Source organism: Streptomyces corallincola, from assembly GCF_019104725.1.
GTDB classification, from domain to species: domain Bacteria; phylum Actinomycetota; class Actinomycetes; order Streptomycetales; family Streptomycetaceae; genus Streptomyces; species Streptomyces corallincola.
Genome location: NZ_JAHRXF010000010.1, coordinates 102,011 through 120,053 on the forward strand (window position 1 = coordinate 102,011; position 18,043 = coordinate 120,053).

Here is an 18,043-nt window from a genome sequence, read left to right on the forward strand (position 1 = left end):
TCACCTGCGGCGTATGCCCGCTTCCTCGCCGTACTCACCGAGGATCACCACGTTGAACGCGGCCACCACGTACACCTTGGCGGCGCGCAGGGCGTCGCCCAGGGTGTGGCGGCGGGGGCCGTCCACGGCGGTGGCTCCGGTGGGGCGGGCGGGGGCTGGTGAGATGGTCGCTGCACTCATGACTCCATAGTGGTACTTCGCACATAAAGCGGGCATCGGCCCACGGGTCTATTTTCCCGGAGGCCCCCCTCCACCCGAGGGTGGAGCGCACCCCGAGACCGCAGGGCCGCACCCCCTAGTGACGACCCTGACGCGCAGCCGCGAACCCGCACCTCAGCGCCCAGCGCCCACTCCAGCCCTCAGCCCTCAGCCCCCACCTCAGCACCCAGCCCCAGCCCCAGCCCCCGATACGGTCCAGCCCTCGACCCCCTCCGCCCGCCCACAACCAACCGGGTGGTTGCGACTCCTCGCTCCTTCCTGCTAGTTTCCAACCAACCGGTTGGATCAATCAGATCCCCCGTCAGCTGAAAGGGCTCTCTCATGTCCAAGGTCGTGGCGATTTTCGGTGCGGGCAGTGGGCTCGGCGTGGCGCTGGGCCGCCGGTTCGGGCGTGAGGGGTTCAAGGTCGCGCTGGTGGCACGGCGCGCGGAGAAGCTGAGGGCGCTGGAGGCGGAACTCGCCGCCGAGGGCATCGAGGCGGCCTCCTTCCCGGCGGACCTGTCCGACCCCGCGGCGGGCCGCGAGGCGGTCGCCGCGATCCGCGCCCGCTTCGGCCGGATCGACGTCGTCTCCTACCAGCCGCTGCCCGGCGGCACCACCTTCACCCCGGCCGCCGACCTCGACGCCGAGCAGCTCCGCAAGCTGATGGACCTGTTCGTGCTGACGCCGGTCGAGATAGCCCACGAGGTGATTCCGGAGCTGAGGGAGCGCGGCGACGGCGCGTTCTTCGTCACCGGCGGCTTCACCGCCGCGGACCCGCAGCCCTTCATCAGCGGCCTCGGCCCGGCCATGTCCGCGATCCGCAACTACGTCTTCTCCCTGCACGGCGAGGTCGCCGACGCCGGTGTCTACGCCGCCGTGGTCACGCTCACGGCACTGATCACCGGCAGTGAGGCCCACGAGTCCATGACCGCGGAGCAGCTCTCCGCCGTCGCGGGCAAGGGCATCGGGACCCTCGACAACGACACACTCGCCGACACCTACTGGGACCTCTACGTCAGGCGCGACCGCGTCGAATACCTCTTCCCCGAGCCGACCTCCGCGTGATCCCCGCCTGATCTCCGTCTGATCCCCGCGTGATCTGCACCTGATCCCCGCCTGGTCTTCGCCCGCTCCCCGCGTGATCTGCGCCTGATCTCCGCCTGATCCGGCCGACGGTCCAGCCGTTCACCCCGTCCCCCGACTCCGGAACCGGCCGGACACGCCGATCTCGGGCGCCACCGGACAGCCTGAGCGCCCCGGCACGCGTGCACGTGCCGGGGCGCTCAGGCGTGCGGCGCGGTACGCGGCCGGATACGGCCGCGCCCCTCGCCCGTCGGGTCAGACGTTGGCGCAGGTGTTGCCGAAGGGCGGGTTGAGGGCGCCGATGACGTTCACCGTGTTGCCGCAGACGTTGACCGGGATGTGCACCGGGACCTGGACGACGTTGCCCGAGAGGACGCCCGGGGAGTTGGCCGCGCCGCCCTGGGCGCCGCTGTCGGCCAGGGCGGCCGTCGTGCCACCGGCCACCATCGCGCCCGCCGCCGCCAGCAGGCCCGCACCGCGGATCACCCGTGCTGCCAGGTTCGCCATGTCCTTTTCCTTTCCTCGCGGTACGACGGCTGTCGCCGTCGGCCCGGCACGACTCGTGCCCAGGCACCGGTGATACGCCACCACCGGCCGCGCGGACTGCCCGGCGCGGCGGGGTTCACCCGAACGCACCACGGACGGCACCCGAGGGCACCGTAGGCACGTGGAGCTGGAGACCCCCCGGCCATCCGCGCGCCGCCCCGCACCACCCCGCAGCGCCCCGCACCGCACCGCGCCCCTCAGAACGGCCCGTGCTGGTCTCCCGGACCGAGCGGCAGATGTCCCTCCGGCACCGGATGCCGTGCCGGGGTCGTGAGCGCCGAATGGTGCATCACCTGCGCCATGTCGCGGTGTATGCGCTCCGCTTGGTCCCGTACCTGCGCGGGTACGTCGCCGCGCTCGGCGACGAGACGGTCGAAAATCGGGGTGTTCCAGGACATGGTGACGTGACTTCTTTCCGGTGTGCGCCGCCAACTCGGTGAGCCGGAGGGTTGATTGACGTGCCGGGCCGGTGCCGTGCCACTGCGCGGAGTCGGCCGACCGTTGACCGTACAGGGCCAAGGAAAAGCCCGGGAGTGGTCACCGTACGGTGAACGCCCCCGAGGATCGGTCGGCCGCCGAAGGCGCGGGCCGAGCCGACGCGGACGAGAGGAAAACCCTCATCCCCCGTTTCCCGGCACAGCCTGCGGGGATGCCCTTCCTGTCTCCGGAAGCACCCCGCCCCGTACGCCACGCTCCACCGGCCCGCGCCCTCACTCGCCTCAGCCGCCCGCTCCGCCCGCGCGCTCCCCTCCCGCTCCCCTCCCGCTCCCTGGCCGACATGCGGGGTACGCCGTACGAGTGCACAGTGGGAGAGGCCCGCTGCCCTTACCGGTCCCGCCGGTACCGGCACAGCTTCGACGGTGTTTCGGCGGGGAGGCCCGATGGTCGCCATAGCCTTTGCCCTGTTCATGCCGGTCGCCATGCTCCTGCTGCTCCTCGGAATGGACGCGTTCAGCAATCTGCTGTTCCCCGAGGACAAACCGAGCGACGAGACGACGGCACCCTGACACACCCCGGACATCCGACCCTGACTCCACCCGCGCCCGGCCCGTACGCCCCGTATGCCTCGTACGCCTCGTATGGGGAGCCGAGCCGACTTCCTCCGCGCGGGCCCGTACGCCCCCGGCACCCGTACCCGCGGGCCGCCGGGGGCGTACGTGCGTGCGCGGGGGATATCCATTGGCGTCAAACCTCCCACCTCACTAAAATCCCCCCTCTTGCCCGCCTCCCCCTCGGAGCGCCGCCGCCCGGACGGAAACCGGACGGCACCGTCACAGCCCGCACACAGCCCGCAGCAGGCCATCCGGAGGCACTCCCTTGTCCACCCCCGCCCACGACACGACGACCGGTGCGACCCCCGGTACGGACGCCCGTACGGACTCCGGCACGACGGCCGACCCGCTCACCCGCGAGCGCACCCACCTCACCGCCTCCCGCTCGGCCCTGCGCGCGATGCGCGAGGACGCGGAGGCGCTGAACATCCGCGATGTCACCGCGAACTGGGTCAACGCCGAGGTGCTGGCCCGCCAGATCGACGACCGGATCAAGGCGCTGGCCGACCTCAGCGACACCCCGCTCTTCTTCGGGCGGCTGGACTATCTGCACGCGCCGGGCCTGGCGGCGGCCGAGGGGGCGGACGGCGAGCGCTTCTACATCGGGCGTCGGCACGTCCACGACGCGGACGGCGACCCGATGGTGATCGACTGGCGCGCGCCGGTGTCGCAGCCGTTCTACCGGGCGTCGAAGAAGGACCCGCAGGACATCGCGCTGCGCCGCCGCTTCGGCTACACCGGCGGCGAGCTGACCGCGTACGAGGACGAGCACCTGTCCGACCCGGCCGAGGCCGCCGCGACCAGCAAGCTGCTCCAGCAGGAGATCGAGCGCCCGCGTGTCGGCCCGATGCGGGACATCGTCGCCACCATCCAGCCCGAGCAGGACGAGATCGTCCGCAGCGGGCTGGGCGGCACGGTCTGCGTGCAGGGCGGTCCCGGCACCGGCAAGACGGCCGTCGGTCTGCACCGGGTGGCGTATCTGCTGTACGCGCACCGGGAGCGGCTGGCGCGCACCGGCACGCTGGTCATCGGGCCGAACCGGTCGTTCCTGCACTACATCGAGCAGGTGCTGCCCGCCCTCGGTGAGCTGAGCGTGCGGCAGGCGACCGTGGACGATCTGGTCGCCCACGTCGAGGTGCGCGGCACCGACGAGGCACCGGCGGCCGTGCTCAAGGGCGACGCGCGGATGGCGGAGGTGCTGCGCCGGGCGCTGTACTCCCACGTCACGATGCCCACCGAGCCGGTGATGGTCGTCCGCGGCTCCCGCCGGTGGCGCGTCCCGGCGTACGAGCTGGAGGAGGTCGTGCGCGAGCTGCTGGACCGGGACATCCGCTACGGCGCGGCCCGCGACGCGCTGCCGCAGCGGATCGCGCACGCGGTGCTGGTGCAGATGGAGCGGGCCGGGGAGGCGCCGGACGACCGGGTGCAGGACGCGGTGGCCCGCAACAGCGCGGTCAAGGCGGCCGTGAAGGCGGTGTGGCCCGCCGTGGACCCGGCCAAGCTGGTGCTGCGGCTGCTCTCGGACCCGGAGTTCCTCGCGGAGCACGCGGAGGGGCTGCTGGACGTGGAGGAGCAGAAGACGATCCTCCGGGCGAAGCCCGCGCGCAGTGTGAAGAGCGCCAAGTGGTCCGCCGCGGACGCGGTGTTGATCGACGAGGCGGGCGATCTGATCCAGCGCACCCACTCGCTCGGGCATGTCGTGCTGGACGAGGCGCAGGACCTCTCCCCCATGCAGTACCGCGCCGTCGGCCGCCGCTGCACCACCGGCAGCGCGACCGTCCTCGGCGACCTCGCGCAGGGCACCACCCCCTGGGCCACCCGCAGTTGGCGGGAGGCGCTGGCCCACCTCGGCAAGACGGAGGGCGTGGTCGAGGAGCTGACGGCCGGTTTCCGTGTCCCGACCGACGTCATCACCTACGCCTCCCGGCTGCTCCCGCACATCGCGCCCGGCCTCACCCCGGTCGCCTCGGTCCGTGAGAACCCCGGTTTCTTCGAGGTCCGCGCCACCGGTGAGGGCCCGGCCGAAGTCGTCGCCGCCTGCGCGGAGTTGCTCGGCCGCGAGGGTTCCGTGGGCCTCATCGCCGCCGACGCCCGCGTCCCCGCCCTCGCCGACGCCCTCACCGCCGCCGGAATCGGCCACCTCACCCCCGGCGAGGAGACCACCCTCGACACCCGCCTCACCCTGGTCCCCGCCTCCCTCGCCAAGGGCCTGGAGTACGACTACGTCGTCCTCGACGAACCCGCCGCCGTCGTCTCCGGCGAACCCGACGAACGAACCGGCCTGCGGCGCCTCTACGTCGCCCTGACCCGAGCGGTGTCGGGCCTGATCGTGACGCACGCGGCGGAACTCCCGGAGCAGCTCGGGGAGTAGCCCACGCGGGCGCGGGGGCCGCGTTCTCCGGTGCCGTACGGACCCCCGGCCGATCCCGGTTCCGCAATCCGAACGGCGGCCTTCATGTGGACGCGGTTCCCTTCCCGGTCCGGCCGGCGGCGGGGAGTTGTGGCGATACGGCATACCGAAGGCCCCTTGGACTTCGGTATGCCGTATTCGCCTGCCGAGGGCACGTCATCGACGCCGCACGACCCAGACCGCGGCACCGACGACGGCGAGCATGACGATGACGAAGGACAGGACGGGCCAGAGGTCGAGCATTCCGAACATGGCTACTCCTCATGCGGTGATGGGTGAGCTGGATGGCGTTCTCGGTGCCCGATTGGGCTCACCACAGCACCGGCGGTTTCGACCCTGACGCCCCGCCGCCCTGGACGGCACTCACATTCAGGAACTTCACCCGCTGGTCGCCGGAGAGCGCCTGGTGCTGCCGAAGGACCGTGACCGCACCCCCGTGCGGTCATCACCGCGAGTTGATTTCGTTCCCCCTCTCGCGGTGACGGATGGAACCCTACCGGGATATGCGGGCACTTCGGGAAATAACTTCATCGGCCGTACTGGCGGAATCCGCGCCTCACCTGCGATGTCTACGCAGAGTGGTCCTGCACCGAGGTCCAGCGGTATCAATCGGGATATACCGAAGCCGATTCCGTAATCACCCAATGTCGATGTGAAGCAGATCACATCACCTATTTGAGACGGAATTGAGCTTTCCTGAATCCGCCCCCGAAAACGCCCGAGGAGCGCTGGGGCACGGCTTGAGCGTTTCATTGCGCGCCAGGCAAATGAGCACTACAACGCTTACGGTCGGGCACTTCTGATGCCGCCGAGGTCTTCCCGGCGAAAGGGTCTTGGCGAACAAGTTCCGGAATCGCGTGGTTGGTTCGGGACATGAGTGGCCGGTCGGGGTGGAGAAGCGGGGCGGACGCACGGCGCGGCCCGTCAACTCCTCCGCACCGAACTCGGCTGCACCGCCGACCACTTGTGCCGTACCGAGGAACTCCCGACGCCGGGAGTCGTCCGTGCGCGGGTGTCTCAGGCCGCCGTGTCCAGGGTCGTGCGCCATTGGGCCACCGATTCCGCCGAGACCGGCCCCGTCCAGCCGTCCGGGCGGGCCGCGCCGCCGATGTGGAAGGCGTGAAGTCCGGCCGTGCGGAGGGCGGGGACGTGGTCGAGGCGGAGGCCGCCGCCGACGAGGACGGTCTGGGCGTAGCCGGGTTCGCCGCGGCGGCCCGCTTCGGCGCAGAGGGTGGGGAGTCCGGCGTCCACGCCGGAGGCGGAGCCCGCGGTGAGGTAGGTGTCGAGGCCGGGGAGTCCGGCGAGACGGCGGCGCAGGCGGGCGCGGTCGGTGGCGCGGTCGATGGCCCGGTGGAACGTCCAGCGGCAGCCGTCCAGTTCCGCGACCAGCCGCTCCACCGCCGACAGGTCCACCCCGCCGGACGTGTCCAGGAAGCCGAGGACGAACTGGTCCGCGCCCGCCGCGCGCAACTCGCCCGCCATCCCCGCCAGGCGGTCCAGGTCGCCCGCCGCGAACCCGTCCGCCAGCCGCAGCATCACGCGCAGGTCGATGTCCACGGCGGCCCGGATCGCGGCCACCGTGGCGACCGAGGGGGTCAGTCCGTCGGCGGCCATCTCGGTGACCAGCTCCAGCCGGTCCGCGCCGCCCGCCTGCGCGGCGACCGCGTCCTCGACGTCCAGCGCGATCACCTCCAGGACCGCACGCTCGCTCATGACACCCCATTCGTCGGCGCCCCTCGGCGCACCCCAGTGGCTATAGGTCTAGTCCAATCAAGAGGGTACGCCCCAGAGCGGCCACCGGGCGGCCCTCCGGGCAACACCACGGCGCGTACGCCCGGCGCACACGGAAGGGGTGCGCGCGGAACAATGGTCCGTATGGCCGACCTCGACTCCCTGCGTCTCCGCTTCTCCCGCGCGCTGGACGGAGCCCGCACCACCGGCCCCACGGCCGACGACGGGCCCACGACCGCCAACGGGCGCACGGCCGACGCCGGAACCCCGTCCGCCACCGGGGCGGCCCCGGCCCCCGACCCCACCCCCTACGCCGACAACCTCCTCGCCCGCTGGCAGGAGCCCCAGCGCCGGTACCACACCCTCACCCACCTCACCGCCGTCCTCGACCACGTGGACACCCTCGCCGCGCACGCCGCCGACCCCGACGCCGTCCGGCTGGCCGCCTGGTTCCACGACGCGGTGTATCTGCCGGAGCGGTCGGAGAACGAGGAGCGGTCGGCGCGGCTCGCGGAACGCGCGCTGCCGGAGGCGGGCGTGGACGCGGGGCGTACGGCGGAGGTGGCGCGGCTGGTCCGGCTGACCGTGTCGCACGACCCGGCGGACGACGACCGGAACGGCCAGGTGCTGTGCGACGCCGACCTCGCGGTGCTGGCCGCGCCCCCGGCCGCGTACGCCGCGTACACCGCCGAGATCCGCGCGGAGTACCACTTCGTACCCAACGACGCGTTCCGCGAGGGGCGTTCGGCGGTACTGCGCCAACTCCTCACCCTGCCAAAGCTGTTCCGCACTCCGTACGGCGCGGAGCACTGGGAACGGACCGCCCGCCGGAACCTCGCCGGGGAACTGGAAATCCTCTCGCCGTGACCGTCCGCCGCTTCTACGAGCTGTCCCGTAATCTCCGGTGGGTCGGCGCACGGCGTCAGATGCAGTGCATCGCAAAGCCGAGAGTCGTCCTCGCACTGAGCGTATTCGGGCGACCCCGACAACGCTGCGGGGTGCCGTAGCTGTCGTCGTGCGCCCGCCGGGGATTACGGGACGGCCCTGAGGCGCCTGCCGTGGAGGTCGTCGAGGGACGCCGTCAGGAGTTCGATCTGGAACTCACTCCGGTGTCGCAAGAGCGCATCGATTAACGCATTGTCGGCGATGCGCCTATGGGCGGCACGCTGACTCGCTCGGACGGTGTTCCCGCGAGCACGGGCCATGCTGGTGCGTGATCTACGGCAGAGTCCGCCCGCAGGCGACGAGGCCATCAGTCGCCCTGCCCCCGTCCCGACGGCCGGGGGCACGGGCCACGGCCCCGACCGGACGATTAGGCGAGATCCATGCCGAGGAACGGGAACAGCGCGGTCCGTTCACGGGCACTGGCCAGAGCCAGCAACGCGGCCGCCGAGCCGGTGGCAAGGTCGGTGGACAACCTGAAGCGGCGATCACCGATGAAGTCGACGGATTCGTCCTGCACGGAGACCGCGTTCCAGCCCAGCGCGCGAACATGTGCGTCGACAGGGAGGCCGTGGTCGACACGGGCGATGACCGTGCCCGACCGGCCCGTCCACAGGCCGAAGCCGAGGGCGAGGCAGTCCAGGGACCGTGCCACCTTCTCGTGCTCCTCCCGTAGTTCCTCCGCGCCGAAGCGGACAGCCGCCCGAGCGACGGCCGCGATGCCGCCGGTGCCGTCCAGCCCGGCTGCGGTCCTCCGAGCGGTGTCCAGTGCCTGCAGGTCACGGGTGAGTTCCTCGGTCGCCCGGGTCAGAAAAGCCGAGTCACCGGTAGCGCGGTGAAGGTGCACATGGAGCAGCGCCGGCCCGGTACGGCCGTGCAGCAGGCCGATCTGACGGACCTCTCTCGACCCATGGCCAACCTTCTCCGCGAGGTCCACCGCGGCGTCGAGCCACCTTGCCACGCCGGTCGCCCGGTGATGGGCGAGTACCGCGAGGGCGAGGCCCGAACGGCCGGAGGCGAAGGAGTCCGTCACTCCCCGGTCGTCGGCTTGGAGCAGGGCCCGCTCCAGCACCTCGGTGGCCAGGTCGTGTTCGCCCAGCTCATCGAGGGTGAGACCCAGGCCCGCCAGGCCGGTGTTGAAACCGGGTCCGTCTCCCCCTTCCCCGCCCTTGACACGGTCGACCAGCCAGCGGACGTGGTCGTCGGGCACGGCATGCCCGGCACGGGACAGAGCCCACAGAACTCCAGCTGCCCCGTAGGCGAAGGTGGTCCCGCCGCCGGGGGTCATGAACTGCAGCGGGTCGCCCGGGTAGAGCCGGTCCGTGCGGTCGGGCGTGGCGTTGCCGAGCACCGAACGCACGATGCGTGCCTCCACGCCGGAGCTCTCCGCGGCCTCGGGCCAGGCGATGCCGTAGCCCGCAGGTGCGCCCGGCTGTTCCGGGTCGAGCCGGTCAAGGATCGAGTCGACGAATGCGGCGGGCACGTCGAAGTCACGGATCATGCAGCTCACCAGCTGGCGAACCTTGCCGGCGCCCCACGGCACGGCTTGCGGTACGGGGACGAACAGGGTGAGTTTCAGTACGGCGAGGGCGTACCGGTCGACGTCCGGTCCGACCAGGTGGTGGGGAGCCTTGAACCCGAGGGTTCCGAGTGCCTGCGGCTCGGCGTGGTCGACGGGCACCGCGGTCTCCAGATCGATGAAGACGACCTGATCATCGTCGGTGACGAGGACGTTGGCAGGGTGCAGGTCGCCGAAGACGACGCCTCGTTCGTGCATCTCGTCAAGTCCCTGCTCGACCTTTCGCAGAACGTCCAGTGCCCAGGTGCGGTAGGCGCGGCGCCCGGCGTGGCTATGGTCGCCGGTCGCGTACGGGTGCCGACTGGTCAGCAGCGCGGTCAACGGCTCACCATCGACGAACTGACGTGCCAGATAACGGTGTTCGTAGCCGACTAGGTGATCGATGACTTCCGGGATGCAGGACAGGCCACGCAACCGCTCCAGTGCCCAGCGTTCGCGTTCCATGCGTTCGACCGCGTCCGCGCCGGCGGCGTCCGTCCCGGCGAGTGGGCGGGCTTCGCGCAGCAGCACGTCCCGTCCGGTGCTGATCTCGGTCGCACGGTAGACCCCGCCACCGTTGGAGTAGTGCAGGGCCTCGCGGATCTTGAACGGGAAGTCGCGCAGAGTACCCCGCCCGCGAGCCGCGACGGCCTCCTCCAGGAAGGGGGGTATCTCCAGCCACGCCGGAGGCCGGAACACCGGACGGCGCTCGTCGGGGACGAGGCTGCCGTCGGGGGCGGTGATCGCTGCGACCATCACGCCGCGCTGGTCGCGCGTCCACTTCCACATGTACGCGCCGTAGCGCACGTAAAGCGGCCCCTGCTTCCAGCGCAGATCCGTCAGGATGTACGGACCGGGGGTCCCTCCGACCAGTTCGTCCAGGCCGTGCAGGAGTTCCTCGGTCTGCAGGTCGTCGCGGGGATAGATCGTGATGAACTTGCCGCTGGCCGTGCGATCGCTGTTCTTCGAGCCGCGACGCTTGAGTACGGTGGCGCTGCGGATGAACTTGAAACTCACCTGTCGTTCAGTCAGATAGGGCACGACCGACTGCAGCAGGCCGTGGGCCGTGTCCGGGGTGCCGGACACATGGATCTTCCAGCCCTGCTCGGGAAGGCCGGCGCGAGCCGACGGGTGGCATATGGACCAGTCGCGGTTGTGTTCCATGACCCAGCCGTCGGGCAGTGGCACGTCGAAGGCCGCCTCCGTCGATCCGGCGTCGGTGGTGTCGTAGAAGAACGTGCCGGGCCGACAGAACTCAAGGAACCGGAAGTCGAGCATCCTGAGTGAACTCCTATGTCATCCGATCAGGGCACACATCCGGCGCGAAGTCGGCACTGGCGACACCACGCGAAAGCACGGAAGAGCCGAATAGCGCCCGACAGAGGCGGGTCGAATCTGGTAAAGAGACGTTAAATGAGTACCCGGGACCGGCTCGATGGATTGCGGAAAAGCCGCCCTTCTAATTAGCATCATAGCAATCGTCCGACAGCGAGAGGGAAGACCCGATACTTCGAGCCTTCCGATGTACTCCTGCTCAACGATACATGTGCGCAAGTGAGTCAAAACGAAGGAGGTAACCCATGAAATCGCTCGGTTCCACGGTTCTCGCCGAACCGGCGGAGACGCTGGTCGAGCTCGATCATCAGGAACTGATTGTTCCGGTGGATTTCGATGACCAGGACCTTGAGACCTGGATGCAGGCCGTTCCCACCGCAGGCTGCGGCGGTGGGGGCGAAGGCTCGCCGTACTGCGGCAGCCACGACCCGACGCGTCCCGGCCCGGTCTGAGCGGCAACAGCGGCCGGTAGATAAAAGCACCACGAATGCCCCCGTGAATATCCTTCACGGGGGCATTCGCGTGCCCCTCAGGAAGGTAATGAGAATTCCGGCCATCCGGCCCGATATCAAGCCAGCGGCCGCACGGAATCGGGGGTACCGTGCAATTTCGCGCCGCCCTGCACGTGCACGTTGGTGACTTCACCCGCGCACATCGTCACGACGATATCGCCGCCGTATAGGGTGGGCAGTCTGTGGGTCACCACAATGAGCGTTTTCCCCTCGATTCTTTTCAGCAGGCTCTCGAAAACCGCCTCCGAGGTGCTCTTGTCCAGTCCGCTCGAAAACTCGTCGAAGACCATGACGGGGTAATCCGCCAACAGCGCACGCGCCACCGCCAACCGCTGCCTCTCACCACCCGACACACTGGCACCACGGTCACCGACGACCGTGTCCAACCCATCCGGAAGGCGCTCGATCAGACGGTCCAGTTCGACTGTGCGCAATACCCCGACCATCCGCCCGGGCGAGCACGAGGGATCACCGAAGGCGAGGTTCTCCCGGATGGACAGGTTGAAGAGGGTCGACTCCTGGGGGACCAAGGTCACCAACGCCCTCATATCGTCCGCGGTGCGCCCACCTTCCAGACGGGCCGTGACCCGGCCGGACTGAGGAGTAATGAGGCCGGCCATCATGAGGGCTAGAGTGCTCTTACCCGAGCCGGACTCTCCCGTGACGAAGATGCGTTTCCCGGCCGGAAGAGTGAGGTTGACCGACTTCAGAGCCTTGCCGACACGTCCTCCGTAGCCGTATTCGGCGTCCTCCAACCGGATTTCGGCGACCGACGTGTGTTCCCTCGCCACTCTCACGCCCTGGTTCAGACATGGCGCGGCGTCCGGGAGGTCGATCACATGGAAGATGCGCTCGAACAGCGCCCTGGAGCTCTGCACATCGGACGACAGTTGCATCAGCTGCTGTATGGGCATGGAGATCTGGGCCTGCAGTGCGGTGATGACGATCACCGAGCCCAGCGATATGCCGTCGAGCACGGTTCCGGCGGCCCAATACGCCAGGATGGGGAGCACGGCAAGCGTCATGGAGATCGTGGCGATCGCCGTTCGGCCAGCGAGACGCTCCTGGACCGCCGTATCGGCAGCCTCCCGGGAGATACCGGAGAACCTGTCGAACTGCCATTGCTCGCGCCCCATCGTCCTGCCGAGCACCGCACCCGAAAGGGACAGGTGCTCGCCGACGAAGTGAAGCATCTCGGCGGCCTTGCCCTGCTGTGCGTGAGTGAGGCGGCGCCGCTTCTGGGCGTAGCGGTTGTTCAGGATGTTCAGGGCCGCGGCCAGCGAGAGCGAGACCACGGCTATGGGCCAGCTCATGACCAACATGATCACGGCGGAGGTCACCAGCGACGCCGCCGAAGCGACCATCCCCTGACCGGCGAACGTGACCACACTGCTGATGCCGTCCACGTCATTGGCGATCCGGGTCTGGACGTCGGAGACCGAGTGGCTCGTGAAGTGTTCCAGAGGCATGCGTTGCGTCGCATGGAAGACGTCCTTGCGCAGCCGGTGCACAAGGTTCTGACCGATGGTGTGGTTGAGACGCGCCATCAGAACCGTGCAGAGCGACGCCAGGATCACGCCTGCGAGCATGACGGAACACAGGATGCCCAGTAGGCGAGCGTCGTGCTGGGGCAGTGCGACGTCGACGACACGCTTCAGCAGCACGGTGCTCAGCATGTTGAGGGCGACGGCGGACAGCACCACGCAAAACGAGGCGCCGAGCCTGATGCGGTCGAGGGCCATCAGCTTCAGCACACGCAGCCACAGCCGACTGGCGCCGTGACCGGTCACCGGTCGTCCCGGGTGCTCTGGGGAAGGGGTTCAAAGAAGCCCGTGACCGACATGCGAAGGTTCTCGCCGGCACGAGGACTGACGGGCCTGACGGCGTGGGGGGTTCCCGCCCTGATGACCACCAGTCGGTTGGGTTCGGCCGCGACGTAGTGTCCCAGGTCCGTGTTGATGCCCTGGTGGCGTTCCACCGCCGCCTTGCGGTCTCCCACGTCGGTGGCGATCAGGAGCTCGGCCCCCCACGTCGACTTCCACTCGTCGTGCACGTACAGAACGAAGGAAGCCGTTCGGTCCTTGGCGTCATCGTGCCAGGAGAGACCCGACCCGGCCGGGTACAGGTAGGGCGTGCAGCTGAAGAAGTCCCACCCGCTCCCCCTGAGGCCGATCCACGTGGCAAGGGATTCCTCGGCTCCGAGCAGTGCCTCGACCACCACGTCCAGGGACTTTCCGGAGGGGTAGGACGAGAACCCCTTGGGCACCCGGGGATGACCATGGTAGGTCGGAGGCCCGACGAGCGGGTCGCCCTCGATGAGCCGGTAAGAGTTGTTTGTCCTTCGCACATACCTCAGTTGCACGAAGTTCTCGTCCGTCATGTAGCGTCGAGCGGCCCGGAGATCCTCGGGGCCCAGGAAGTCGTCGAACACCGCGAAGGTGTCGGTCTTGAACGTGGGAACCATTCATCCCTCCGGTGTTGCGTCCGTGTGGTTCCGGACAATTGATTCGAGGGCGTGCCGTGCGACACGGTCCGTCATGTGGAAGACATCACTGTCGGTTCCCGCGCGGGGCAGGCCCGGCGTCTGAATCGGGTACGAGGTGTCGGCGCCCACCGCGTACCGCGTGCCGCTCACGCGTCGATCGCGGGAGATCAGGCTGCCGTGCCGGGTGACGACTATCGTCTGCGGGGCGTCGGAGGGGGCGTCGGGAGACCGGCCGGTCTCCCTCCATGCCACTTCTCCCCGCTCGTGGAGACTTCGGAGAAGGTCGTCGCGTGTGCGCACCACGGACGGCTGCTGTCGGCGCGCCTCTATCACATGGGTGATGTTTACCCGTTCGGGAACGGTCCCGCTGGCGAACCTCAGCGCGCCGGGCGCAGGTTCATCGGTCATCCACGTTTCCTGCCCCAGGAACGTCAGCACGCCACAACGGGAGAGGGCCTGCAACTCCAGCTGTCTCGGCCACGGGGCGCCTCCGGTCAGCACGGCCACCCTGGCCCGAACCCACTCCCAGGCCCCTCGGTAAAACTCGGGGACCGCTTCGGACCTGTTCGAGCGGACGGCCGATCCGATGGCGCTGGTGAGATAGGAGAGCCCTGCCCGCAGTGCCAGGTCGCAGCTGCGTTCCCTGGTCAGGGAACGGTTGGTGACACGGGCGACGTATCGTCTCATCCACGACTGCAAAGCCGCGAGGTCGCTGAACTTCCGACCGCGAAGCGGATCGACGAGGTGGTCGAGGTCGAGCCGGTCCTCGTCCGGTACGACCGATGCGATGACTTCGTCCTGGGCTGGTGAACCCGGGGCACAGGCCAGGAAGGGCTGCCGGAACCGGTCCCAGTTGTCGGCGTAGCGCTCGGGGTCGGAGGTGAGCAGTTCCGCGTAATAGAAATACAGAAGCTCCGCTCTCATGCGTGCGGTGATCTCCTGGAGCGCGCCGGCTGTGTCACGGCTGCGTGCGAGGTCGGCGAACAGCCTGGGTGACGTGAACCTCGGAGTTGCGCACTTGGCCAGGGAACCCGACACCGGCCACCAGGGAAGCGGGTGGGCCGGAACGCCGCTTCGCGAAGTGGCGTAGATGCGGGGCTCGTCGCCGGACGGCTCATAGGTGAGGCTGCCATCGATCACCCTGCGGAAGCTCCCACCGCGGACCGTGGTGAACAGTTGCAGGTAGTCGAAGAACGTGAGTCCGAGTCCCCGGAGCAGCACACCTTCACCCGGCTTGATGTGTGCGGTCTTTGACAGCGCGGCAGGACCGGGCGGTTCGTAACCGGCGCCCTGCGAGGACATGGCTGCTTGCATCTCACGCTGTTTCGCGGTGGGTTCCGACGCGGGTCTGCCCTGCGCGAGAACCACGCGATGGCACCTGAGCGGAATCGTTTCCCCGGCGAGCCGTACCGTTTCGCCTCCCTGGGGTGAATCCGGCGTCTCCACGACTTCCACGGCCACGTCCCGGTGTCTGTGGACGTGAACGTTGGCAGGTGCGTTCTCACAGACGTGGTCCAGGAACCAGGTCATGTATTTGCCCATGCTGGACCGGGTGGCCCACCGATAGGGAGAGACGCCGTCCACCAGCCTGTCGAGCGTCTCGTCCACGCTCAGCGTCTCCCCGTGCGCGGCTGCCCACTCCTGGAGCGTGGGGCCCTTCCTGACGGGGCCGGCGCAGCTTGAAAAGTCGTCCGTGAAGAGCGTCATCAGACCCGCGTGCGAGTTCATCCACAGTTGGGCCGGCTGGGCGACCGACCAGGTGCGGCTGCCCTGTCCGAGGAAGGGGTCGATGAGGTGAATATGCACCTGCCGGTCCCGGTCGGGCACGTACACCGTGCTGTTGGCGACGAGCCGTTCAACCGTAGACAACCCGTAGAGCCCTGCTCCGATCACGGCGATGACGAGCGGTGGTTCAGTGCTCTCGGCCACCGTCTGTTTGCTTTTCAACAGCCCTCCGGGAAGTAGATGTCACGACTCGTAGCGACTTCCTTGACGAGGGCGTCCATGTCAGGGAAGTTCTGGTCGCGCTCCACGATGACTGCACTGGGTCGGCAGCGTTTTGCGGTTTCGGCCGCCAGCTGCCATATCCCGTCGCCGATCGACTCGGAGTGGCTGTCGATGTACTGGCCCGTTGACGCCACTACGCCACCAGCCAAATGGACCTGCACGACCCGGTCCACGGGAAGTGCATCCAGGTAACCCAGGGGATCGAATGAGTGGTTGCGGGAGTTTATGTAGAGGTTGCACACGTCGAGCAGGATGAGGCACCCGGTGGCGGTCACAAGTTCGGTGAAGAAGGAAGCAGCCGCAAGATGGTCACCGCCGAGCGAGAACGAGTACGTGATGTTCTCGAGAGCGAGCGGGACACCGAGCGCATCCTGGGCCTGGTCCACGTTTCTGATGCATGTCCGCAGGCTCTCCTCGCTGATGACGGGAGGGCACAGGTGCCCCGAGTCCATTCCCGGAACGTGTGTCATCGCAAGATGCTCGCTGTAGAACGGCGCGGCACAGATCTCCGTGATCCTGCGTAGCTCAGCGAGATAGTCGCCGGATATGCGGCCGGCGCCGGCCACTGACATTCCGACACCATGTACCACGGTGGGGAACTCATGTGCCACTCCGCGCAGTCCGTGATAACCCGGGTCGCCGAGCCACTGATCCGCGAGTATCTCCACAACATCGAGTTCCTGCCTGCGCTGGGCGAACTCCTCGATGAGTTCCTTCCGATACCCAAGACCCGCCCCGTACGTAGGCGCGAACCCGAGGTCGATAGCGTCTCTTGCGGCCACTGCATCACCCTCCGGTCAGATCGACGTACAGCTTGGGTTTGAGATTCCACAGTGCGCAGGCTCGGCAGGCGTCGCAGCCGTCTAGGGCGCGCGGTCGCAGGCTTTCCAGCTCCCGTGAATGGTCGGCCACGACGAGATCCGAACCGGGCAGTTGGTCATGCCCCGACATCTGCCGTCCCCACGTGGTACGAGCCGACGGCTCCGGTGCAGGCAAGCCTGGTGAGCAGGGCCTGCAGCGCCTCTTCGGACACGCTGAGTCCGTGTTCACGCGCGTGCTCGTGCAGCCGCCGCGCGCTGACAGGCTCCGTCATCGCGCTCAGAATGCGATAGGCGGGCTCCGTGACCCGGAGGACCATGGGCATACGCCCTGACGTTGCGGGAGCGATCACGACGTAGGTGGGCTCACCTTCGTCGGTCATACCCTTCTTCCCCAGAAGGACGGAAAGCGCATCCACCGTGAAACTCTCGACGGACGTGTGTGCGGCCTTCCAATACAGGGAGTTCCACGAGAAAGACGGCGGGGACGATGCCGAAGCCGGCTCCTTCTTCTCCCTCCGCTCCTGCTCCCTCCTGGCCGACATCAGCAAATACTCCAGCCGTGCGAGGTCGGGCAGCGCCTGCGGCACTCCTTCATAAAATTCACGGCACTCGCGAAGGTACTCGACGAGTTGCGTGGCCGTCGCCCCCCACTGTGCTCGCCGGCTGACCATGCTGACATCGTGGAAATCGCGAAGGATATGAGGTGATCGCTCTTCGAGCCACCGGCAGGTGGTGGGCATGTGAGCATTTAGGGAGAGTGCCTTTTTTGACCTGAGTCCGTGGGCGAACTCTGCCGCCTCGGCAGGAGACAGATTGCGCACCAGTTCGGCCTGCTCGCCGCTGAGTTGCATGTGGTCGACGAAGGACCCCGGATCCATTTGGTGGGCCAGCCGGTACCCGGGGTTCAGATAGATCTTGAAGAGCACGCTGTGCAGATCCTGCAGAGTCACAAATTCCCCCTTCTCACCGACCTCAAGCCGTTCACATGAACTGGCATTCAATGGAGTGTCACCACGCCCTCCCTGCAGGATGGAAAGGGCATGCTGGCCCGCAACCAACGCGGCAATAGTCCTGCAAAAGTCCGCTGTCACGTACCACAGCCAGTTCCCCAGGCTTCAGCGAGAAGATTTTCTAAGCCGCTCTGATCCGGAACGAACGCCTGGCCTGTGTGCGCCACAACTTTCGAACAGTCATTGGCACGCTAAACAGCCGAGCAACACTTCCGCAATAAAGCAAAGTGATCTTGGGTGACTCTTTGCCGTCTCTTTGGCCGATCAGGTTGCACACATCAGGGGCATGTCCGATTTCTCCGGTCATCGATATATTCGTAATTAAAAAACCCGAATCACTTCAAAGGCGG

At 68.0% G+C, this 18,043-nt stretch carries 15 protein-coding genes; 5 read left to right on the forward strand and 10 right to left on the reverse strand.

The features are described from left to right. Entirely contained in the window at nucleotides 1–180 is a 180-nt protein-coding gene (locus KUM39_RS09930) for a hypothetical protein (RefSeq protein WP_217785092.1), read from the reverse strand. 360 nt (nucleotides 181–540) lie between these two features. Between KUM39_RS09930 and KUM39_RS09935 the strand changes: the two genes are divergently transcribed. Beyond that, a complete protein-coding gene (locus KUM39_RS09935) occupies nucleotides 541–1,266 on the forward strand; it encodes an SDR family NAD(P)-dependent oxidoreductase (protein ID WP_217785093.1) in 726 nt (241 codons plus the stop codon). A 273-nt stretch (nucleotides 1,267–1,539) separates the two neighbouring features. On the opposite strand, the gene KUM39_RS09940 is transcribed toward KUM39_RS09935, so the two are convergent. Both KUM39_RS09940 and KUM39_RS09945 read right to left on the reverse strand, forming a co-directional pair. Beyond that, nucleotides 1,540–1,791: a chaplin gene (locus tag KUM39_RS09940; protein ID WP_217785094.1), complete on the reverse strand. Its 252-nt coding sequence runs from the start codon at nucleotides 1,789–1,791 to the stop codon at nucleotides 1,540–1,542. A gap of 236 nt (nucleotides 1,792–2,027) precedes the next feature. Continuing rightward, nucleotides 2,028–2,228, reverse strand: coding sequence for a hypothetical protein (locus KUM39_RS09945; protein ID WP_217785154.1), 201 nt, complete (start codon nucleotides 2,226–2,228; stop codon nucleotides 2,028–2,030). A gap of 483 nt (nucleotides 2,229–2,711) precedes the next feature. Here KUM39_RS09945 and KUM39_RS28560 point away from each other — a divergent pair, with 483 nt between their 5' ends. Further along, nucleotides 2,712–2,837 (forward strand): hypothetical protein, encoded by a 126-nt coding sequence (locus tag KUM39_RS28560; protein ID WP_281425669.1) that lies wholly within the window; start codon nucleotides 2,712–2,714, stop codon nucleotides 2,835–2,837. A 310-nt stretch (nucleotides 2,838–3,147) separates the two neighbouring features. Then, nucleotides 3,148–5,253 (forward strand): HelD family protein, encoded by a 2,106-nt coding sequence (locus KUM39_RS09950; protein WP_217785095.1) that lies wholly within the window; start codon nucleotides 3,148–3,150, stop codon nucleotides 5,251–5,253. Nucleotides 5,254–6,309: 1,056 nt separating this feature from the next. Here the strand turns inward: KUM39_RS09950 and KUM39_RS09955 are convergent. Further along, nucleotides 6,310–7,005 (reverse strand): copper homeostasis protein CutC, encoded by a 696-nt coding sequence (locus KUM39_RS09955; protein WP_217785096.1) that lies wholly within the window; start codon nucleotides 7,003–7,005, stop codon nucleotides 6,310–6,312. A 162-nt stretch (nucleotides 7,006–7,167) separates the two neighbouring features. On the opposite strand from KUM39_RS09955, the gene KUM39_RS09960 reads away from it, so the two are divergent. Beyond that, the gene (locus KUM39_RS09960; RefSeq protein ID WP_217785097.1) at nucleotides 7,168–7,890 is read left to right on the forward strand and encodes an HD domain-containing protein; all 723 of its coding nucleotides are present in this window, start codon (nucleotides 7,168–7,170) and stop codon (nucleotides 7,888–7,890) included. Nucleotides 7,891–8,335: 445 nt separating this feature from the next. Here KUM39_RS09960 and lanKC read toward each other — a convergent pair whose 3' ends face one another. Continuing rightward, nucleotides 8,336–10,801 carry a class III lanthionine synthetase LanKC gene (gene lanKC / locus KUM39_RS09965; RefSeq protein ID WP_217785098.1) on the reverse strand — a complete coding sequence of 822 codons (2,466 nt, stop codon included), beginning with the start codon at nucleotides 10,799–10,801 and terminating at the stop codon, nucleotides 8,336–8,338. 302 nt (nucleotides 10,802–11,103) lie between these two features. Between lanKC and KUM39_RS09970 the strand changes: the two genes are divergently transcribed. Further along, a complete protein-coding gene (locus KUM39_RS09970; RefSeq protein ID WP_217785099.1) occupies nucleotides 11,104–11,310 on the forward strand; it encodes a hypothetical protein in 207 nt (68 codons plus the stop codon). 116 nt (nucleotides 11,311–11,426) lie between these two features. Here KUM39_RS09970 and KUM39_RS09975 read toward each other — a convergent pair whose 3' ends face one another. From KUM39_RS09975 to KUM39_RS09995, 5 genes are all read right to left on the reverse strand, one after another. Beyond that, nucleotides 11,427–13,124, reverse strand: a complete 1,698-nt coding sequence (locus KUM39_RS09975) for an ABC transporter ATP-binding protein (protein WP_217785100.1) — start codon at nucleotides 13,122–13,124, stop codon at nucleotides 11,427–11,429. 32 nt (nucleotides 13,125–13,156) lie between these two features. After that, entirely contained in the window at nucleotides 13,157–13,834 is a 678-nt protein-coding gene (locus KUM39_RS09980) for a 2OG-Fe(II) oxygenase (RefSeq protein ID WP_217785101.1), read from the reverse strand. Next, nucleotides 13,835–15,784 (reverse strand): FAD/NAD(P)-binding protein, encoded by a 1,950-nt coding sequence (locus KUM39_RS09985; RefSeq protein ID WP_217785102.1) that lies wholly within the window; start codon nucleotides 15,782–15,784, stop codon nucleotides 13,835–13,837. Nucleotides 15,785–15,798: 14 nt separating this feature from the next. Then, the gene (locus KUM39_RS09990; RefSeq protein WP_217785103.1) at nucleotides 15,799–16,644 is read right to left on the reverse strand and encodes an MbnB/TglH/ChrH family RiPP precursor modification enzyme; all 846 of its coding nucleotides are present in this window, start codon (nucleotides 16,642–16,644) and stop codon (nucleotides 15,799–15,801) included. A 155-nt stretch (nucleotides 16,645–16,799) separates the two neighbouring features. Further along, nucleotides 16,800–17,633, reverse strand: a complete 834-nt coding sequence (locus KUM39_RS09995) for a hypothetical protein (protein WP_217785104.1) — start codon at nucleotides 17,631–17,633, stop codon at nucleotides 16,800–16,802. Between the last annotated feature and the right edge of the window lie 410 nt (nucleotides 17,634–18,043).